18 protein-coding genes are annotated in these 18,159 nt (G+C 37.2%); all 18 read right to left on the bottom strand.

What is annotated here, in order from left to right; all coding sequences use genetic code 11:
• Nucleotides 1–14: 14 nt before the first annotated feature.
• The 18 genes from LJD61_RS16565 to LJD61_RS16480 all read right to left on the bottom strand — a co-directional run bounded on the left by LJD61_RS16565 (nucleotide 15) and on the right by LJD61_RS16480 (nucleotide 18,143).
• Nucleotides 15–245 (bottom strand): hypothetical protein, encoded by a 231-nt coding sequence (locus LJD61_RS16565; RefSeq protein ID WP_255228657.1) that lies wholly within the window; start codon nucleotides 243–245, stop codon nucleotides 15–17.
• Nucleotides 242–1,186, bottom strand: coding sequence for an ACP S-malonyltransferase (locus tag LJD61_RS16560; protein ID WP_255228656.1), 945 nt, complete (start codon nucleotides 1,184–1,186; stop codon nucleotides 242–244). The genes LJD61_RS16565 and LJD61_RS16560 overlap by 4 nt, the downstream gene beginning before the upstream one ends.
• The gene (locus LJD61_RS16555) at nucleotides 1,183–2,529 is read right to left on the bottom strand and encodes a B12-binding domain-containing radical SAM protein (protein ID WP_255228655.1); all 1,347 of its coding nucleotides are present in this window, start codon (nucleotides 2,527–2,529) and stop codon (nucleotides 1,183–1,185) included. The genes LJD61_RS16560 and LJD61_RS16555 overlap by 4 nt, the downstream gene beginning before the upstream one ends.
• On the bottom strand, nucleotides 2,501–3,424 hold the full coding sequence (locus LJD61_RS16550) for an alpha/beta hydrolase (protein WP_255228654.1): 924 nt from the start codon (nucleotides 3,422–3,424) through the stop codon (nucleotides 2,501–2,503). Before LJD61_RS16550 ends, LJD61_RS16555 begins: the two co-directional genes overlap by 29 nt.
• 9 nt (nucleotides 3,425–3,433) lie before the next feature.
• Entirely contained in the window at nucleotides 3,434–4,987 is a 1,554-nt protein-coding gene (locus tag LJD61_RS16545) for an NHL domain-containing protein (RefSeq protein WP_255228653.1), read from the bottom strand.
• Nucleotides 4,987–5,736: a 3-oxoacyl-ACP reductase FabG gene (fabG, locus tag LJD61_RS16540; RefSeq protein ID WP_255228652.1), complete on the bottom strand. Its 750-nt coding sequence runs from the start codon at nucleotides 5,734–5,736 to the stop codon at nucleotides 4,987–4,989. The genes LJD61_RS16545 and fabG overlap by 1 nt, the downstream gene beginning before the upstream one ends.
• 11 nt (nucleotides 5,737–5,747) lie before the next feature.
• A complete protein-coding gene (locus LJD61_RS16535; protein ID WP_255228651.1) occupies nucleotides 5,748–6,497 on the bottom strand; it encodes an enoyl-CoA hydratase/isomerase family protein in 750 nt (249 codons plus the stop codon).
• A complete protein-coding gene (locus LJD61_RS16530; protein ID WP_255228650.1) occupies nucleotides 6,448–7,677 on the bottom strand; it encodes a 2-hydroxyacyl-CoA dehydratase family protein in 1,230 nt (409 codons plus the stop codon). Before LJD61_RS16530 ends, LJD61_RS16535 begins: the two co-directional genes overlap by 50 nt.
• Nucleotides 7,670–8,368, bottom strand: coding sequence for a hypothetical protein (locus LJD61_RS16525; RefSeq protein WP_255228649.1), 699 nt, complete (start codon nucleotides 8,366–8,368; stop codon nucleotides 7,670–7,672). Before LJD61_RS16525 ends, LJD61_RS16530 begins: the two co-directional genes overlap by 8 nt.
• A gap of 22 nt (nucleotides 8,369–8,390) precedes the next feature.
• On the bottom strand, nucleotides 8,391–9,164 hold the full coding sequence (locus LJD61_RS16520) for an acyl-CoA dehydratase activase (RefSeq protein ID WP_255228648.1): 774 nt from the start codon (nucleotides 9,162–9,164) through the stop codon (nucleotides 8,391–8,393).
• Nucleotides 9,148–11,316 (bottom strand): 2-hydroxyacyl-CoA dehydratase family protein, encoded by a 2,169-nt coding sequence (locus tag LJD61_RS16515; protein ID WP_255228647.1) that lies wholly within the window; start codon nucleotides 11,314–11,316, stop codon nucleotides 9,148–9,150. Before LJD61_RS16515 ends, LJD61_RS16520 begins: the two co-directional genes overlap by 17 nt.
• A gap of 59 nt (nucleotides 11,317–11,375) precedes the next feature.
• Nucleotides 11,376–12,995 (bottom strand): B12-binding domain-containing radical SAM protein, encoded by a 1,620-nt coding sequence (locus LJD61_RS16510; protein ID WP_255228695.1) that lies wholly within the window; start codon nucleotides 12,993–12,995, stop codon nucleotides 11,376–11,378.
• Nucleotides 12,996–13,081: 86 nt separating this feature from the next.
• Nucleotides 13,082–14,419, bottom strand: a complete 1,338-nt coding sequence (locus LJD61_RS16505) for a B12-binding domain-containing radical SAM protein (protein ID WP_255228646.1) — start codon at nucleotides 14,417–14,419, stop codon at nucleotides 13,082–13,084.
• A complete protein-coding gene (locus LJD61_RS16500) occupies nucleotides 14,420–15,688 on the bottom strand; it encodes a B12-binding domain-containing radical SAM protein (RefSeq protein WP_255228645.1) in 1,269 nt (422 codons plus the stop codon).
• A gap of 32 nt (nucleotides 15,689–15,720) precedes the next feature.
• Entirely contained in the window at nucleotides 15,721–16,287 is a 567-nt protein-coding gene (locus LJD61_RS16495; RefSeq protein WP_255228644.1) for a hypothetical protein, read from the bottom strand.
• Nucleotides 16,280–17,464 (bottom strand): beta-ketoacyl-[acyl-carrier-protein] synthase family protein, encoded by a 1,185-nt coding sequence (locus LJD61_RS16490; RefSeq protein ID WP_255228643.1) that lies wholly within the window; start codon nucleotides 17,462–17,464, stop codon nucleotides 16,280–16,282. The genes LJD61_RS16495 and LJD61_RS16490 overlap by 8 nt, the downstream gene beginning before the upstream one ends.
• Nucleotides 17,457–17,897, bottom strand: coding sequence for a 3-hydroxyacyl-ACP dehydratase FabZ (fabZ, locus tag LJD61_RS16485; protein WP_255228642.1), 441 nt, complete (start codon nucleotides 17,895–17,897; stop codon nucleotides 17,457–17,459). The genes LJD61_RS16490 and fabZ overlap by 8 nt, the downstream gene beginning before the upstream one ends.
• 9 nt (nucleotides 17,898–17,906) lie before the next feature.
• The gene (locus LJD61_RS16480) at nucleotides 17,907–18,143 is read right to left on the bottom strand and encodes an acyl carrier protein (RefSeq protein WP_255228641.1); all 237 of its coding nucleotides are present in this window, start codon (nucleotides 18,141–18,143) and stop codon (nucleotides 17,907–17,909) included.
• Between the last annotated feature and the right edge of the window lie 16 nt (nucleotides 18,144–18,159).

Here is an 18,159-nt window from a genome sequence, read left to right as displayed (position 1 = left end):
ATTCTGTTAGATTTTTATAAAAACTGCCGGCTAATAGCAGTCATTACCTTACTCTCTTTTAAGTACGTAAAGCTTTCCGTCATATTCTGAAATGAAAAGTTGTCCGGAATAGTAATCCATACAGCATTTCCTCCGCCACCTAAATAGCCGGGAATACCAGTCCTAACAACAGTAGTTACCATCTCATGATTTACTATTAACTGATTTCCGCTCCTATCACGGAACCCAAATACATTCCATTTCATTGGAGCACCTCATTGTTCTCAAGCCAATTTTCAATATCCTGACAATTATTCATCCAGGAGTAGGAAATATCCGGACATATGATTCTCGAGTTGCCAGAAACTGTACAACCCGGGCCTAATTCAAGAATATGAGACACATTTTTTTTGCTTAAATCATTTATTATCTTATCCCATAGAACTGGATTGCCAATCTGCTTCGAAAGCCTGTCCCTGATCTTCGCACCATTGATTGCACTAGATCCATCGACACAAGAATACACCGGAAATTCAGCATCTTTAAAGTGATATTTATCGAAATAATACTCCGCCTTATGCATAATATTCATACATAATGGACTGTGGAAAGCTCCATTATCCGTTAAAGGTATAATCCAGCGTGCGCCATTATGCTTCGCTAGTTTGCATACCCTATCCACATGCTCCTTTTCTCCAGATATTATATTCTGATCGTCTGATAAATAAATACCAAGCTTAACAAACGAACTCTTAGGATCAACCTGTTTACAGCATTCAATAAGTTTTTGTCTATCAAGATGAACGACTCTTACCATAGAACCCAGTTTAAGGTATTCATCATTATCGACCAGTGATTCAAGCTCGTATACTAGCTTCAATATATTTGGCAATTCAATGCAATTCGCTGCTGCTGCTGCCGTAAACTCGCCCTGACTAAATCCAATAGCAGCTAAAGGCAATCTCATGTATTTGGATATTACTTTATATATTCCGTAACAATGAGTAAGCAAACATACCATGTGCAGATCCGGCCTGCTGATTGTATCTATGTATGAGAATCTATACAGGTCTTCGCCGAAATAGTCGCTTGCATTGTCAAACACTGATCTAAATTCACTAAAGTTGTCATAAATAGTAGCACAAAGCCCTAATGAAAACACATCTCTGGAAGGAAAAGCGATTGCATATCCTGCATCTCCTATCATCGATATCCACCTTCCCCTTCTTTCGAGATAGCAGCCTCATATTTCCTTCTATTTTTTGTAAGCTGTCTTAGGTAGATAAGCCGTTTTTCAGCTGATACATTTGTGTTTATTCGATAGTATAAGTCTATCAGTCCGTCTTCTAGCTCTATAAGGGTCATCTTTTTAGGAGAAATAACAATATCCCATAACGTATAATAGCTCCAATCCATTTCTAGTACTCTATTCTCATTTAAAAGTTTTTCCCTTAGTTGTGTTCCTGGCAAGGGCGTTGGAACAGTGATATTTGCTCCATATAGCTTATTATCCAATATAAAATTGCTTGTTGCACGGAAGATATCGCGGTCATCATTATCTAGCCCGACAATAAAAGTTCCATATACTCCAATTCCATATTCTTGAATGATCTGAATTGATTCCTTATATTTATTTATCTGACCTAATTTCCAATTTGCGGCATCAAGGTTATGCAGACTACTCTTAGATACGCTTTCAAAGCCGATAACTATCCACTGACAGCCAGCCCTTACCATCAACTCCAATAATTCTTTGTCTGAGGCAATTGATATATCCGTTTGTGCTATCCATCTAAGATTCATGCCGATCATGTTTTTTAGAAGCTCTTTTGCTTCCCTGCGGTTTACAAATGCATTATCATCTGCAAATAGAATGAGCGTCCCAGGATAGAGCTTGGATATCTCGTTTATTTCTTTAAGTATCTGCTCATTGCTTTTTCTTCGGTATGATGCTCCGAAGACTTTTGAGGCGGCACAAAAAGAACAGTCATGAGGACACCCTCTTGTTGTTTGTATCGTTATCAATAGATATTCATAATTCCTCAATAAGTCATAACGAGGCATAGGTGAATTTTTTAGGTCATAGCTGCCTTTGTTTGCATCAGTATAGATTTTATGTAAATTATTGTTCTGAAGATCTTTGATAAACTTTGGCCATAATGCTTCACCCTCTCCAACCAACACAACATCTATATGTTGTGAGGCTTCTTCGGGCATTACCGTCGCATGAATTCCTCCCATCACTGTAAGTATTCCTTTACTGCGATAGGTTTCTGCGATTTCGTAAGCTCTTTGAGCTTGTTGTGTCATAGCACTAATGAAGACGATATCATAATCACTTTCAAAATTGATTGGGATACGATTCTCATCAATATACTCACATTCCCAATCATCTGGAAACGACGCAGCTATTGTCAACAACCCTAGATTAGGGCCTGTCCAAAGCGTCTTAAAACTTTCCATATATTTCGAATTCTCAAGAAATGACACCAACCTATTATTTTTTCCAAACATGTTTCCCTTAGGAGATATTAGTGCTACTTTCATCATCTATGTAACTCCTTTCAGATAAATGGAAATCGAAAAAATCAACTATTCTCTTTTCATATTCTTCTTTTTTCAAAAATCTGTTTGTTAAATGTCTGGACCCAGGTATGCTCCACAATTCTCCATTTCCTTCAGGCATTGAAGCCAAAGCGAACTTAGCATCAGATAGCGGAATTATGTTGTCCCTTTCTCCATGTATGAATAAAACTTTCTTTTCCTTCATCTTATTTAATACAAGAATTGTCATTCTTGACATCCTCCTAAAGCCTGCATAGTAAAGGAATATCAAGAGAAAGAAGATCCTGCAAATTGAGTTTTGAATTTTCTGATCTTTTAAAACATATTTAAAATAATCCTGGACCATGATCAACGGTCCACTATCTATAATTGCCGCCTTAATGTCCTGAAACCTATCGAGACCGAATATTGCTGATGTAGAGCCCATAGAAAAGCCAATAATTCCAAATGGGCCCTCATATCCTAGCTGCTTTATATGTTTATAAAAACAGAAAAAATCATCTTTAAGAGAAAACTTTATATTTTTTGCTGTTTCACTTTCTCCATGATTTCTAAAATCAAAACTGAGGACCCTATAGCCAGCTTTTAATAATGGATCAATAAAAGGAACAATCATTTCTTTAGATCCGCCTAGGTAATGACACGTAAGTATGGTTCCCTTTGGAGCCATTTTAGGTGCAATTTCAATCCCTTTCAGTGTGATTCCATCATCGGTTTTAAAATCAAATTTCTTAATTACCAATGACAAATAACTGTCAATTTTATCATCGCGTCGTTTAGGATGGCTCAATTCATAAGCTAGAATATACGCATGATGGCAATGATATAATAGATAGGACATCAACCCAACTGATATAAATATCAATAATATCTTAAGCATATTGTTTCCTCATAACTTTATATGATTAATTTTTGCTTTTCTTATGGCATTGTTTCCATAGTCAGCGATATACAGTGACTTTTCTATAGGGTCTATTGCCATTCCGGCAGGGATATTCATCTGTATATCATTGTTTAATAGCATCCCATCTCTATAGCCATAGTTCCCATTTCCAAGCAGCGTACTTATACTGTTGTATTTAATGTTGCATAGTCTTATGCAGTTGTTCTCCCCATCTGCTATAAATAGAATATCCCTTCCCCACACAGTAACCCAATATGGCCCATTCAGCATAGCCTTGTCAGCAGCGGTATCCTCTTCTGTATATCCAGCTACGCCTGTACCACAAATAGTGTTTATAATATCGTTATGAAAGTCCACCTGCCTTATGCAGTTGTTTCCATAATCAGCGATGTACAGCATATCTCCTTCTTTTGTTATAGCAAGTCCATATGGCTTGTTTAACGAAGCCTTGAGAGGGGAGCCACCGTCACCATCGTATCCAAAACTACCTGAACCAGCCACAGTAGATATTTGCCCTTCCTTCGTGATTTTTCTTATTACATTATTACCGTAATCATTGGTGTATATGTTTCCATAATCATCAACAACAACCCCGCCAGGGCGGCTTAACCTGGCTTTTACCGCTTGCCCTCCATCTCCATAGTATCCCTCCTCTCCGCACCCAGCGACTGTATGCATATATCCGTCAGTGTCTATATTTCTAATACAGTGATTTCCCGTATCTGCTATGTATATATTTCCGCATCTATCCACGGCAACCCCGCTTGGTTTGTTAAGTGTTGAATAGATAGCCGGCTTGCCATCTCCTGAGTAACCATAACCCCCTGTGCCAGCAATGGTATATATTATCCCTGATTTGTCAATCTTTCTTACAACATGATTACCTCTATCTGCTATTATGATTTCTCCATTCATAGAAATATCTACACCGTAGGGTTCAGAAATAGATGCATTGAAGGCCTGCCTGCCGTCTCCATCATAACCTCTGAGCCCACCTCCAACAATGGTATAGACACTTATATCGCCTTCATACCGAATATGCATATCATTGACGGGTGCAACTCCGATTCTGTTTCTTCCGAGCTTTTTTGCCATTGCCAGTGCAATCTCTGCCGCCTTTAGCAATTCCAACGTGCTATTATAGCCCATATAACTGTGCGCCACACCAAAGCTAGCGGTCATTGGTACTTTTGCGTATATAGAGTCGTTGCTCACAAATCTTTGTTTTCTGAACGATTTCCTTATTGCCTCAATATATTCATATAATTCATAATGAGATACATCTTCAAACATCAGAATAAACTCATCTCCACCATATCGCCCTATCTTGCATCTATCCAGGTGTTTTAAAAAAACGCCTATACGAATTAATATCATATCGCCCTCAGCTTTACCAACCTTTGAGTCAATATTGACAAAGAAGTCTACATCAACAAGTACGATGGACACTTTCTTGCTTTCATACAATTGCTTTTCTATAAAGCTTATGGATGCCTCTCTACTCCACATGTTAGTAAGTGTATCTATCTCAACCGCCATTAGCTACCTAAGCCCCCATCCAACGGAATTATAGTGCCAGTTAGGTATGCCGGGCAGCTATCATTATCTGATAAAAACAGAACTAACTGTGCTACCTCTCTAGGAGTACACATTCTCCCCATTGGAACACCAAGCAGCATCTTCTCCTGTTCTTTCTGGGACATGCTTTTCACCATATCGGTATCCACTCCACCAGGCGCTACAGCGTTTACAGAAATTCCATATGGAGCGACCTCCTTCGCAAGGGCACGTGTAAACCCTATTAGTCCCGCTTTTGAACTGGAATAGTTAACTTGTCCGGCGATTCCATTAATGCCGCTTATTGAGCTGATATTTACAATTCGACCTTTTTTCTTTTTCAGCATATAAAATATACCGGATTGTGTCAGATAAAATGCGCCTAATAGATTTACGTCGATTACTTCTTTAAATTCGTCGGCAGACATAAAAGCTAATGTTTTATCCTTTTTTATCCCTGCATTATTTATGATTACATCTATAGTCCCCCATTGTTTTATAACATCTGACACCATATTTTCCACTTCTGTCTGATTTGTGATATCAACTTTGCATGCCTTCACTTCTGTGCTATATTTGCTTGCTTCCTCTATGATTTCATTGATGCTTCCACTGGTATTGTTATAAGTAAATGCTACCTTTGCACCATGTTCCAACAATATTGATACGACCTCTCTTCCAATACCTCGGCTCCCACCAGATATAACAGCCACCTTTCCACTCAAAGACATATTTGTTCCCCCTATCCCATCTTCATAAAATATTTATTCATGCGCTCATGCAACTCGTTAGAATCTAAAATTTCATTTAGCTGCGTACTATAAAATTCCGTTAATAACTCTCTATTAATAATTTTCTTAGTTCTGCTAAGAGTGCTAGCAGAATACTGACACAATCTCTTCGCTAGTTTTAAAGCGCATTCGTCGATAATGTCGACTGGTACAATCTGATAAATAAGCCCCCATTCATACGCTGTTTTTGCATCAATCCGGTCATTTGTCAGGGCTATCATATTAGTCCGAGAAATTCCTATAGATTTACAAAGTAGTTCCAGCCCTCCCTCTGCAAGAAGACCCCCATACTGCGGATCTGGTAGCCAGAACCATGTCTTATGGCATGCAATTCTAATGTCGCAGCCTAATGCAATGGACATTGCAGAACCAATAGAATATCCTTTTATTGAGGCAATGTAAATATTCTTTGACGTAGTTATACTAGATATTATTTTATATATCGTTGAAACAGCATTATATATATTATCCATGGTTCGTTTTATATCATTCGTTACATATAAATTGCCAAGATCTAGCCCGGACGAAAAAGTTCCATGTATCTCACTGCTTAAAACAACTGTTATAATCTCCATATTTTCTTCCATTTCCCTGATGCAATCATACAATTCGTTAAGCATTTGTAAATCAAGGCTGTTTGTAGGTTTTTTATTAAGCCTGATTAATCCTATGTTCTCTGCAGTCGACATTTCTACTGACATCCTTCTTCCTCCTATTCAGTATTTCAAAAAAAGCGTCCAGCTTGTCCCATATGGTATCACTAAATCCTGATGGGTCAGCCACATCCCCGTTAATATCTACGATAGGTATCTTGTATTCAGAAAGCTCTGAGTACACCAGTGGCAGCATTGGTGGAAGAAACCTACAATTTTTCTGTGAAAAGTGTATTATCCCATCCACATTGTAGGTATCAATGTACTCAATGATATCCCGCATCCGCTGCTGCATAGTAAAAAAGTGCGTATTCATTATTCGTTTAGAAATACTGTGATAGATATTCCTTTTATCTATATGCTTGTTAGGATACTGAAATAACTCCTCATAAACTATTCTGCAGTTGTATCTTTCTTCTATATCTTTTATTAAATTGTTATAGTAAAGAGGAATCATACCAAGCCAGATTAACCGAATTTTATTTTCAGGCTCATAATGAGCAGCCTTGATTAATAATAAATCATATAATGTCTGCATTATTTCGTTTGCGTATGGTTTTCCTAAATCATTATATAAAGGGAAAAGTTTTAGAGCAGTGTTGCTATCCAAAATACCTGGATTATTCTTACGAACACTGTCAATTTTAGCTTTTATCTCCAACCCCTCATTGGATTGTTCTATTATACTATCCAGGCTCCGAACTGTTTTATAGTTTATCTTCAATATACTATCCAGTTCATACAACTGTTTACTTATATATAGTTCTGCTTCTTCTGAGTTGCTGCGAAACACATCAATTAAATATATATCCGTCTTATATCTCTGTGACATCTTATTGCAATACCACCACGCATCGTCACATGCAAAGCTAGAAGCAATTATTCTAGATGGGTGTGGAATATAGCATTCATCAATCAAGCCCTCATAATATATCTGATATGTGCAACTGCATGATGGCATACCGAGATACTGCCTCTTAATATCGATATTTCCCAGCAGTTTATTGGCCGCACCAAAACCTGATATTCTTTCTATGTATAAGACAGGTATATCAAACTGTGATAGTATTTCATTCGGTACATAATAAGTGGCAGCTATATATTCTTCTCCATTTATTACTCTCTCTAAAATTCTGTGCTGTTCTCGTAAGTATATTGCAATAGGTAATTCTCCAAGACCCTCTGCATATCTCGATGCTAAATTCATATAAGTTAGGAGCTTATTCATTATACTGATCAATCCTCCTATTATGCGAAATCATTGAAACTATGTAATACTGCTGATTAATACACATTTTATCAGCAGCATGTTCTAAGTCGCATATGTTGGTCGCGTTTTGTTCTTTTAGCATGCGAGGACAGTTTACTTTCTTCATTAGATCTCTCATAACTGCTATGACATTGCTGTTTTGATATTGTATAGCATACTCATCCGGCAGCTTGCAAAAACAACTGTTAGATGGTTCCTCTGGTCCATTTAAAACATTCTCTCCTTCAGATACTACTTCCTTGCCTCCAGCTGTTCTCTTTAAGTTATTTATCCAAGCCTTCAATCTATATTGCTCTCCTACAATAATATCTGAAAAGAAAATGCTCTCTTTTCTTGGCATTTGCATTAGATGTACTGAAGTACCATTGTCAATTCTAGATACATATTCATAAAAAAGATAAGACATATTGCAGCAATCGACCATAACAATCCCATCGTATATCTCTGCATTAAACAAAGCATCTAGAGTAGTCAATTTATCACACAGCTTAATAGGGATATACCTTTGGTCGTTATTTTTGATGAAGCTGTTATGTTGATGCCAGTGAAACTGTTGTAAATACTTGCTGAAATTTCTTTGTAACAGTGGAAAAGAGAAAGGACAGTACCACCCAATTTTAAATCTTGATTTGTCCATGACATCCGCCACTTTATTCCACCTCACATTCCTGTCAATTCTGAAAATCCTTTGCATATATAGCAGCCCCAATAGCTCCTATAATCTGGGGTTCTTCTGGTATTAATATCTTAACACCTAAGTATTTGGTAATCGCATTGACGACCCCCTTGTTTTTTGCAACACCGCCGGTTAAAGCAATTGGCTCCTTAATGCCTATTGCATATGCCATCCCGGTTATTCTTTCTGCTATGGCTTTATGTATACCAGCTACAATTTCTTCCTTTTTGCAACCCTCTGCAATCCTAGATATAACCTCAGATTCTGCAAAAACAGTACAAATGCTGCTTATTGACTGAACCTTTTTTGCTTTAAGGGATATTTCCCCTAAATCGTTGACATCTATTCCAATAGTATGGGCCATTACCTCAAGAAATCGCCCTGTACCGGCAGCACACTTATCATTCATCAGGAAGTTCTCTGCGAACCCTTCATGAGTAACTCTGATTATTTTGCTATCCTGACCACCAATGTCAATTACGGTTCTGACATCCGGGAATACACTATGTATCCCCATGGCATGGCATGATATCTCAGTAATCGTTTTGCATGTGCCAGGCACATTGCGTCTGCCATATCCAGTCCCAACAATTCTTTTTATATCTGCTATGTCAATGCTGCAACTATTACATATTTTATTTATTGCACTTTCAATCGCAGCTTTATGATCAAACCCACTCTTGACAATAGTGTATTTCATTATGGTACTATTCTCATCAATGAGTACAACATCTGTGCTGACTGATCCTACATCAACTCCTAAATACATACGAAACTCCTTCCAATGTTTCTTTAAACGCTTCAAAACGCATTTTCATTTGCTCCTCTGAGAATCCTCTTGGATCAATACAATCCCCTGACAATTCAAGATATGGAACATGGCATCTGCTGGCAATATCCCTAACTAACCATGAGGAACCTGGAATTGCTCGGCATCCATTATGCATAAAATGCACTATTCCATCTACTTTATACTCTTCTATAATAGTTTTATATATTTGCTGACGCCTTGTGGGATTATCCATGTAAAAGTGTGAAAGCATTCTATTTGCAAGACTCTCTATTGGTCTTTCTATGTCATAATCCTCCCAATAAATATATCCTGTTATATCGACCACAATATTGCAGTTCAGTTTTTCTTCAAGATATTCCATGATCCGATTGTTGTATAATGGAGCGAAATGAATCCATAACAAACGTTTTTTACCGTCACCACCTTTACTATCCATTCTTGTCTTTAATGCTACCAGCTCATCATAATAATCCCTTGCTACTTCTACGCCTAAATCCGAACCAAACAAGAAGGTCGTCCCAAACAGATTTCGTAAAGCCAGATGACCTGAAAACAGCGGCTCACCTTTTCTAAGCTCATATGCAGCCTTCCATAGATCCATAGCTTCATTAGATCGCTCCATGCACTGCTTTAGCCTGTCCATATCGAATGGTCTTCCAGAATACATTTCAGCCCATTTGATAAGTTCGTGAATTTGTTCAACTACATATTCTAGACTAGAATCATTTTTATTAAATGGCACATTTAAAATGAATGTATCTGTATTGAACTTGTGCTCACAATAGCTCGCGATACCGACTCCACCATCACATATGTTTGATGTAACGGCCATCCCTTTAGGAGTTGGAATGGCATGATCATTTATCAAACCGACCACAGTTTTATGATATGAGCATACACTGGTGCTCAGCTCACTTCCTTCGATTTTAGATATATATTGCTTCGATAGACCTAGCGATGATGCCCATCCCGCTATTAACTCTATATTTATTGGAATTAAGTCCGCTGCATAGAATATTTCTGCAGGCATTACCATATTGGTCATAACAATTTTTTCTGGTTGCAAATACAGTAGATTGCTAAAAATATCTGCTTGATTTGAGACCAGTTTCTGTATTGCCTTTAATGGTTGCTTATCTGCAACCGCTTTTATGAGATGCATCCTTTTTCTGAACATATCTGAACCGATATCGGGCATGGATATATCCTGCTGCTGCAAATTTTTCTTAACTCTAAAATCTATACACTCTATAAAAGCGTCCAGCCTTGTCATCATCTGCCCATATCCTGTTGCCCCATAGTTCACTTCTACACTCATTATGGGTATCCCAAAGCTCTCTGACACCTTTTTGATGGTATTAAAGCTAAAAAGATAACTATCACAATGCTGCGATGTCACATAAATGATGCCTGATATTCTTTCATGATGCTCTGCCAACATCATCTTAAACCACTTACCAAAATCTCTCATGCGTGCACATGGCAACACATTATTCACCGAACTTATAGATTCCGATTGAATATCGCTCATGTCCCCGGAATGGATAGCACTCAACAGGACAGAATCGCCATATTTTCTTGTGCTACATAAGTTATAATTCACTTGGTATTTAGATAAGTGTGTATTGAACACTTCCTTTAACTTTACCGGTATAATATTACCTATTACATAAATTGTTTTATCATTGATCTCATGCTGATCAAGTCGTATACAATCCAAATTTCCCAACGTACTTCCGGTAAATGGGATGTGAAAATAGTTACAAAGTGCTTTTATGCTATCTAGTACGCTTGACGTAAAATAATTAATCTCGGAATTACTATTTTCTCTCGGAATTTCTATAATGCTACAATATAAGTTCTTCCCATAGATTTTTAAATAATCGTAAAGACGCTGCACACCATTGCAACAATTTGTAAGAATTATTCCATCCAAATCTAGATTTTTTATCGTGTTCAAACTGTAACGTACGTAACTGCATATGTTTGTTGGTAATTCACAACTGCCCTTATACTGTTCCAGTTCCACATCGTATAAGGGATATAGTTCAAAACCAAGCCTGTTCAAAATCTGGAACGGTATATATGAGCACATGAAGCCAATTTTAGGCCTTGCTTGGGATTTCATATCGTTCACTCTTAACCTTTCATATTATGCTGCAACCATATCTTTGAGAATCAAAGTAATTACAGTATATATTTTTCATACTTATCACCTAGTCTCATATATTTGCGGTTCAGACCATTTTTTACCGATAATAGTCCGTTATACAACTCACTAATAAATTCATAACTCATGTTTTTATTAACTATTTCATTAGCAAGATTCGAATTCCAATTATTCTCAGCGGCATCCAGCAGTTGTGTATACCACACATAGTTCCTCTTATTGATCTCCCCAACAATTTCCTTAATGCTCTCCTTAGCTTCAGAAACCGCCGATAATGCTTTGCTGTCATCGTAATGCATGAACTGTCTTTCTGAATATGATAAAAACTGCATATAATTTCTTTCATAGAACTTTAGTAACTTGATAAGTGGATTTCCTTGTTCTGACCTAATGAAATAATCATCAAGAAAATTTACTAGATTTTTAATCCTAGCATCTTTATATTGATATGAATACCCGTGCTCAATTCCTCCATCAAATAGCAAATTATCATTTCTTAGTCTCTGATATATCGCGGCCCCCTTATCAACAATTAACTTTTGGAGCATGATAAAATATCCTGCGTACCCATAGTCTGATAGAAATTTTATGTTGTCCCGCTGTGCTTGAAAAGTTGAATACGGATGAAAATTTATGAATCCAATGGTTGTATTTATTCCCACATTTCTAAACATTTCAACCGCTTTTATGTTATCCTCTACGTTTCCAATCTTTCCAAATAGTTTTAAGTCCTGCTCGTTAGCAGATTCAACACCTATAAATACATCACACATGCCGGATTCTTTCAATCTTCCAATGAGATGCTCAGTGACCTTGCGCTGAAACACTGAACGTATGGCAAATGTATATGATATTATCAGTTTGCGCCTGATTACTTCATCTGCAAACTCCAGTACCCTATCATAACTACTCCCCGGATCTTCAAAGCTGTTATTTCCTATATCAAATGATACAACACCTGTGTTAGTGCTGATGTATTCTAATTCATCTACAAGGCTTCTAATTGTTCTTCCACGCCATCTATGGCTATTTTCTGCCCTCCAGAAGCCCGGACTATCGCAGAAGGTGCATTTGCCATAACATCCACGAGTAGTCGATATAGCCGCTATGCTAAGTTTGTTATTTTTTATAATATCTCTGCTAGGAAATGGCATTTTATTCAGATCCCTAATGAGACTTTCATTATCATTCTTTTGTACTGTTCCGTTTAGGCGATATGTGATACCTTTGACATTCCTTATATCACCATTGTTTTCAAGACATTGGAGAAGATTATGCATTATTAATTCTCCCTCTCCCCTAACAATATAATCAATCTCACTTATTTTACTTATCAATTCTTCATCATAATAAGTTGCCAATACTCCCCCTAGGCATAGTTTCACACTTGGGATCAATTTTTTTATATTCTTGCAGAACTTCTTTATTCCAGTTAAAGCCTCTCTATATACTGGCATACCAATAATATCTGGATTAAACTCACATATTGTTTTAAAGTTTATCTTGTTTTCATTCGGACCGATAATCAATACCTCATATCCTTGTTCACGCAAGTAAGCTCCAATATAGCCAATTCCTACATCATCAAGGCTTTGTAGCATCTGCTCACTGTATATGAGAATTAATACTACACGCATTTTTTTCACTCTATCTCCTCCAGAACATAATAGTGACTATCTAGTAAAATATGAATTCACCTCAATAATAGATTCTTATGTTGATTCTAGTTGTTTGACATATCAGCGGCTCTCACACAAGGCTTTGAGCTGTGCCTCATCTGATTTTTAAAGGCATTTATTCTCTCCATTACATTATTGTGTTCGTATATCCTGCTCAGAAGTTTTTGATATCCAATATTAAGTTCTTCTACCGACATATTTCTTGGCTCTATTACCGGCTCAAATATCGTATAATAGTTCCAATCAAAGGTTTTTATCCTTCCCTCATCATTCATCTGCCTAAATAGTATAGTACCAGGGTATGGCGTATTTACGGTAATATTTGCGCCATACAATGCATTCTCTTGAATGAAGCATGCCAGCTTATCAAATATATCTTTATTATCATAATCGAGTCCAATGATAAAGCTTCCTATTACTCCGATCCCCGTAGATTGGATCGTTTTTATTACCTCTTGATATTTCATACAATTACTGTTTTTGAAGTTGTTCTGATCAATGCCTTTTAAGCTTTCAGGGTTGATACTTTCGAGTCCTATCAGTACACTTCTGCATCCACTTTCATAAGCAGCTTCAACCAATTCTTGGCTTAACCCAAATTGTATGTCTGTGTTTGCATACCATGTGATTTTGAGTTCCCGGATGCTTTCCAGCACTTCCTTTGCTCGTTCTTGATAACAAAAGAAATTATCATCGGTAAAGTAAATAATAGCTCTTGGATTTGCCGTCAAAGCTGCCTTCAGTTCATGCACTATCGCCTCTGCAGTCTTTGGTCTATACCCATTTCCATAAATACTTCTTAGGTTACAGAATTTACACCCATGGGGGCAGCCTCTAGCAGTTTGTATTGGAATGATTTTTCTTGCATTTTGTGGTAGCATATCAAATGCAGGTATTGGAGATTTTGTAACATCAATTACCCCAATCGGCTGAGAATATATTTTTTTTGTTTCTTTCAATTCATAATCTTTTAGGAATTCAACCCATATGTTCTCAGCCTCACCTATTAATAAAGTATCTGCATATCTCTCTGCTTCATCTGGACAAACAGATGAATGCACACCTCCTAATACAACATACGTACCTTTGCTCTTATAAAAATCAGCCCACATATAAGCTCTCTTCACATTTGGTGTTACAGTATACATAGCGACAATGTCATAGTGCTTGTCCGCATCAACTTCATTAAACATTTCGTCAACCAGATCTATATAATATTTTGTTCTATCTGTGAGATTTGCAATCACAAGTACGCCGGGAGTGAACACCTTCCATAGAAGCTTATCAATTTTCTCCTCTAAGTCTGCAGGCCACGTGCTGTTCCATTTTTTCTCCTTTGACGGACCACTGCATTTAGGAACCAGGATCAATATGTTTTTCATCTATTTCCTCCTAAGAGATGAATAGATATTCTTAAAATATCTCATTCTTTTATCTACAGCTTCTGGAGAATATATTTGTTTCAATGTATATTCAAATCCATCCTGCAGCTCTTCAACAGACATCTTAGCGGGCTTAACAACAACATTCCATAACGTATAGCTCCCCCAATGCTTTGTTAGTATTCGCCCTTCGTTCTCCAATCGCTCATAAAGCTTAGAGCCTGGAAATGGCGTTGGTACCGATATCATCGCCCCGTACAGATTGTTCTCAAGAGTAAAGTCTATAACTCTCTGAAACACTGAAGTATCATCGTCATCTAGTCCTACAATGAATGTTCCCCATACTCCAATTCCATATGATTGTATTTTTTGGATTGATTCTCCGTAGGTTTTAAGACGGTTATATTTCCACTTTTCAAGTTTCTTCAGGGATTCCGCTTCAATACTCTCAAATCCAATAACCAGTTTTCTGCATCCTGATGAATAAAGGAGATCCAGTATACCATCATGGTCAGCTACACTAATATCTGTGTGCGACATCCAGCGAATCCTAGTTTTTTTTAGTTCTTGTAAAAGTTCTATTACAAAGGGTCTATTAACTAGCATGTTGTCATCTGTGAAGTATATATTGGGATTATGTTTTAGTTCTTTTATTTTTTCAATTTCTTTCATTACCATCTCTACATTTTTGTATCTATATTTAGGACCATAAACTTTTGTCGAAGCGCAAAACTCACAATTATGTGGGCATCCCCTAGAGATTTGAACTGGTATAGTTTTATATTTATCCATTTTAAGAAGATCATATCTTGGTAAAGGCACAGAATTCATATCGATCTCATGCTGATTTGTATATACTCTTTTGGGTGCATCAGCTAAATAATCCTCTATGAATTCATACCAGGTAATTTCACCCTCTCCTATGAAGACAGTATCAAAATATTTAAGCATCTCTTCCGGTGAGTTTGTCGGATGCATCCCTCCACAGATTAAATAACTACCATTCTTTTTAAATCTTTCTGCAAGCTCAAATGCTCTTGATGCTTGTTGAGTCATAAAAGACATTCCGACCATATCATAGTGCTGATTCCAGTCTATTTCCTCTATTTCTTCGTCTATATATATTATGTCTTCAAAGAATCTATCAGCAAGCGCTGCAATTGACAATAATGGTGAGTTCGGACATGACATCAACTCCTTTAAGGACTCTATGTTATTCAGCTGTGAATATATAGTAAAAGTCCGCTTGTTTTCTTCATCTGTTCCCATACCAACTCCTTTAGGGGATACTAGCGCTAATCTCATAGCCTGTCACCTACCTTATCTTTCTCTTGTTTATCGCCTAGGAGGAAACGCATATTAATTCCTCTTATTCTTGCGGCTTCTTCTTTCTCAACCAGCATACTGAAGCATGATTTATTCTCGTTGGTATACGTAATAAATACACTGTCACATCTTTTGCTCAGTATCTGTATATATGCATACTGAAATGCTTGTTCTATTCTCCCATTTACATACAGCGATATGGTGGGGCCCTTTAGCTGAAGAAATGTTGCAATGCGAGACAATGGTGTACTTAGCATAATATTAGGGTACTTGCTTGGATTTATCCCTATATATCCACTCTGTGCTATTTTGCCGTGCACCTCCATAATAGAATTATAAGGTCCAGTATCAGTTGCAAATACTAAACCCGCTCGCTCAGAGTCTATAGCTTCTCCTCGAACCATGTCATACAGGTGTTTTGTGTTAATCAAAGAAACCTTGGTGTACTGATCAATTAATCTTATGTCACGATATTCAAAATCATATTGCTCAACCTTGCTATAACTCATATGTAATATCTGTGTAATACCTATATTATTCATAGACAAATCCTTTCTCAATCCTTTTCAGCAATATCACAACATTTGTACCTCCGAATGCAAAGGTATTTACCATTGCAACATCCACTCTATGAGATTGAGGCTGCTTGTGCACTATTGGTATATCACACATTGAATCCACCTCAGTCAGATTAAGTACCGGAGGTACTAATCCATACGTAAATGCACCGATAGCGACTAGCATCCCCATTGCACCAGAGGCTCCCCCTGTATGACCTATAGCCCCCTTTGGTGACATAACACAGGTTTTATCAAGGTTATTCTCTAAGTAGCGATGAATAACATCTGCCTCAATTCGATCATTCAATGGTGTACCTGTACCATGGGCTATAATCAAATCAATTTTACTTTTAGGCAGTTGTGATTGTTGAACAGCTTGTTCCATTGCTCTTTCAATACCCACTCCGTCGTCTTTCATCTGAACAATGTGATATGCATCATTAGTAATCCCACACCCAATCACATAGCAATAGGCATTATTATGTATAAACACGCTGTCAGTATTGTATTTTTTTTCTAATACGAAAAATGCAGCGCCTTCTCCGACCATAATCCCCCTTCTATTCTTATCAAAAGGTTTACACTTACTATTATCGATTGCATTTAAACGCATAAAGCCAGCATAGGCAGTTTGAGATATGATATCGATTCCACCAGCGATAACAATGTCATAACATCCATAGGTCAGCAGTTCTGTCCCATAAGAAACAGCTTGGCTGCTTGCTGAGCAGGCATTGCCAACGTATATTGCTGTGCCTTTAATATTTGTGCAATCAAGCAGCTTATCTCCAAGAGATGATAGATAATTTCGGTCTATACTATCATGTGTATAATACAACTCATCTATTAATCCTAATCCCGAACCAACGACTAAGGCTATTTTTTTATAATCTGATAAACTCCTGCCCCAGTCTTTTAATGCATTTTTAATTGCGGTTCCTCCGATTTCTAGGATACGCTTCTCAGGATCAGAACTAAAATGATCTGAATCTATCGGTGCCCCTACAGGATCCTCAAACTTGTTTTTGTCAAATATCAAGATATTCCCTTGCACGTCTTTGCACTCTACTAAACCATGAAAAAACTCATTCAAAGTATTTCCTAAAGCAGATACTAAACCAATTCCGTTTATTGCCACTTGAAAACTTTTATCATTCATCTTTTGCTACCCCAAAAGATAGCTGACCCTCTGCTACCGTTGTGTCACCAACTCTGACAGCTGCTTTTATGAGAGCCATGTTATCAATAATTTTTATTGTATTTACTTCTATTCTCAGGGTATCGCCCGGCCTTACTATATTCATAAAACTAAAACGCTGCACTCCTCCAAGAACCAGATACCCATTTTGCTCTTTCTCTTGTTCTTGGGATAAAGAGAAAAGCAATGCAGATGTCTGTGCTACGCATTCAATAATCAATACCCCAGGATATATTGGGTTATTGGGAAAGTGATATTCAGAAAATGCCTCACTTCCTGTTATATTTTTAATCGCTACAATCCTTTTGCCGTAGTCTAGTTCCAGTACCTTGTCTACTAATACAAATGGAACTTTTTGCTTTAAAGCCTTACATATTTCATTAAAGTTAATCATTTTGTTACCTCATGCACTTACATACTCATCAACGATTTTAATAACATTAACCAATGAAGTCATTTCTCTAAGTCTTTCCGGATTGATAATTATTCCGAATGTATTCTCTACAGCCGCAAGTATTTCTAAAGCTCTTAGAGAATCTAATCCATAATCATCCATAAATGATGCATTGGGGTCAAGCTCCGACTCGCTTATACCTATTATTTCACTTACAATTTTGTAGATTTCCTTACTTGTATCCATTTTACAGACCTCCATA

This window comes from Lutispora saccharofermentans, assembly GCF_024363565.1.
Taxonomy (GTDB): Bacteria; Bacillota; Clostridia; order Lutisporales; family Lutisporaceae; genus Lutispora; species Lutispora saccharofermentans.
The sequence above is the reverse complement of the archived record's forward strand: the minus strand, read 5'-3'. Positions and strand labels throughout refer to the sequence as shown.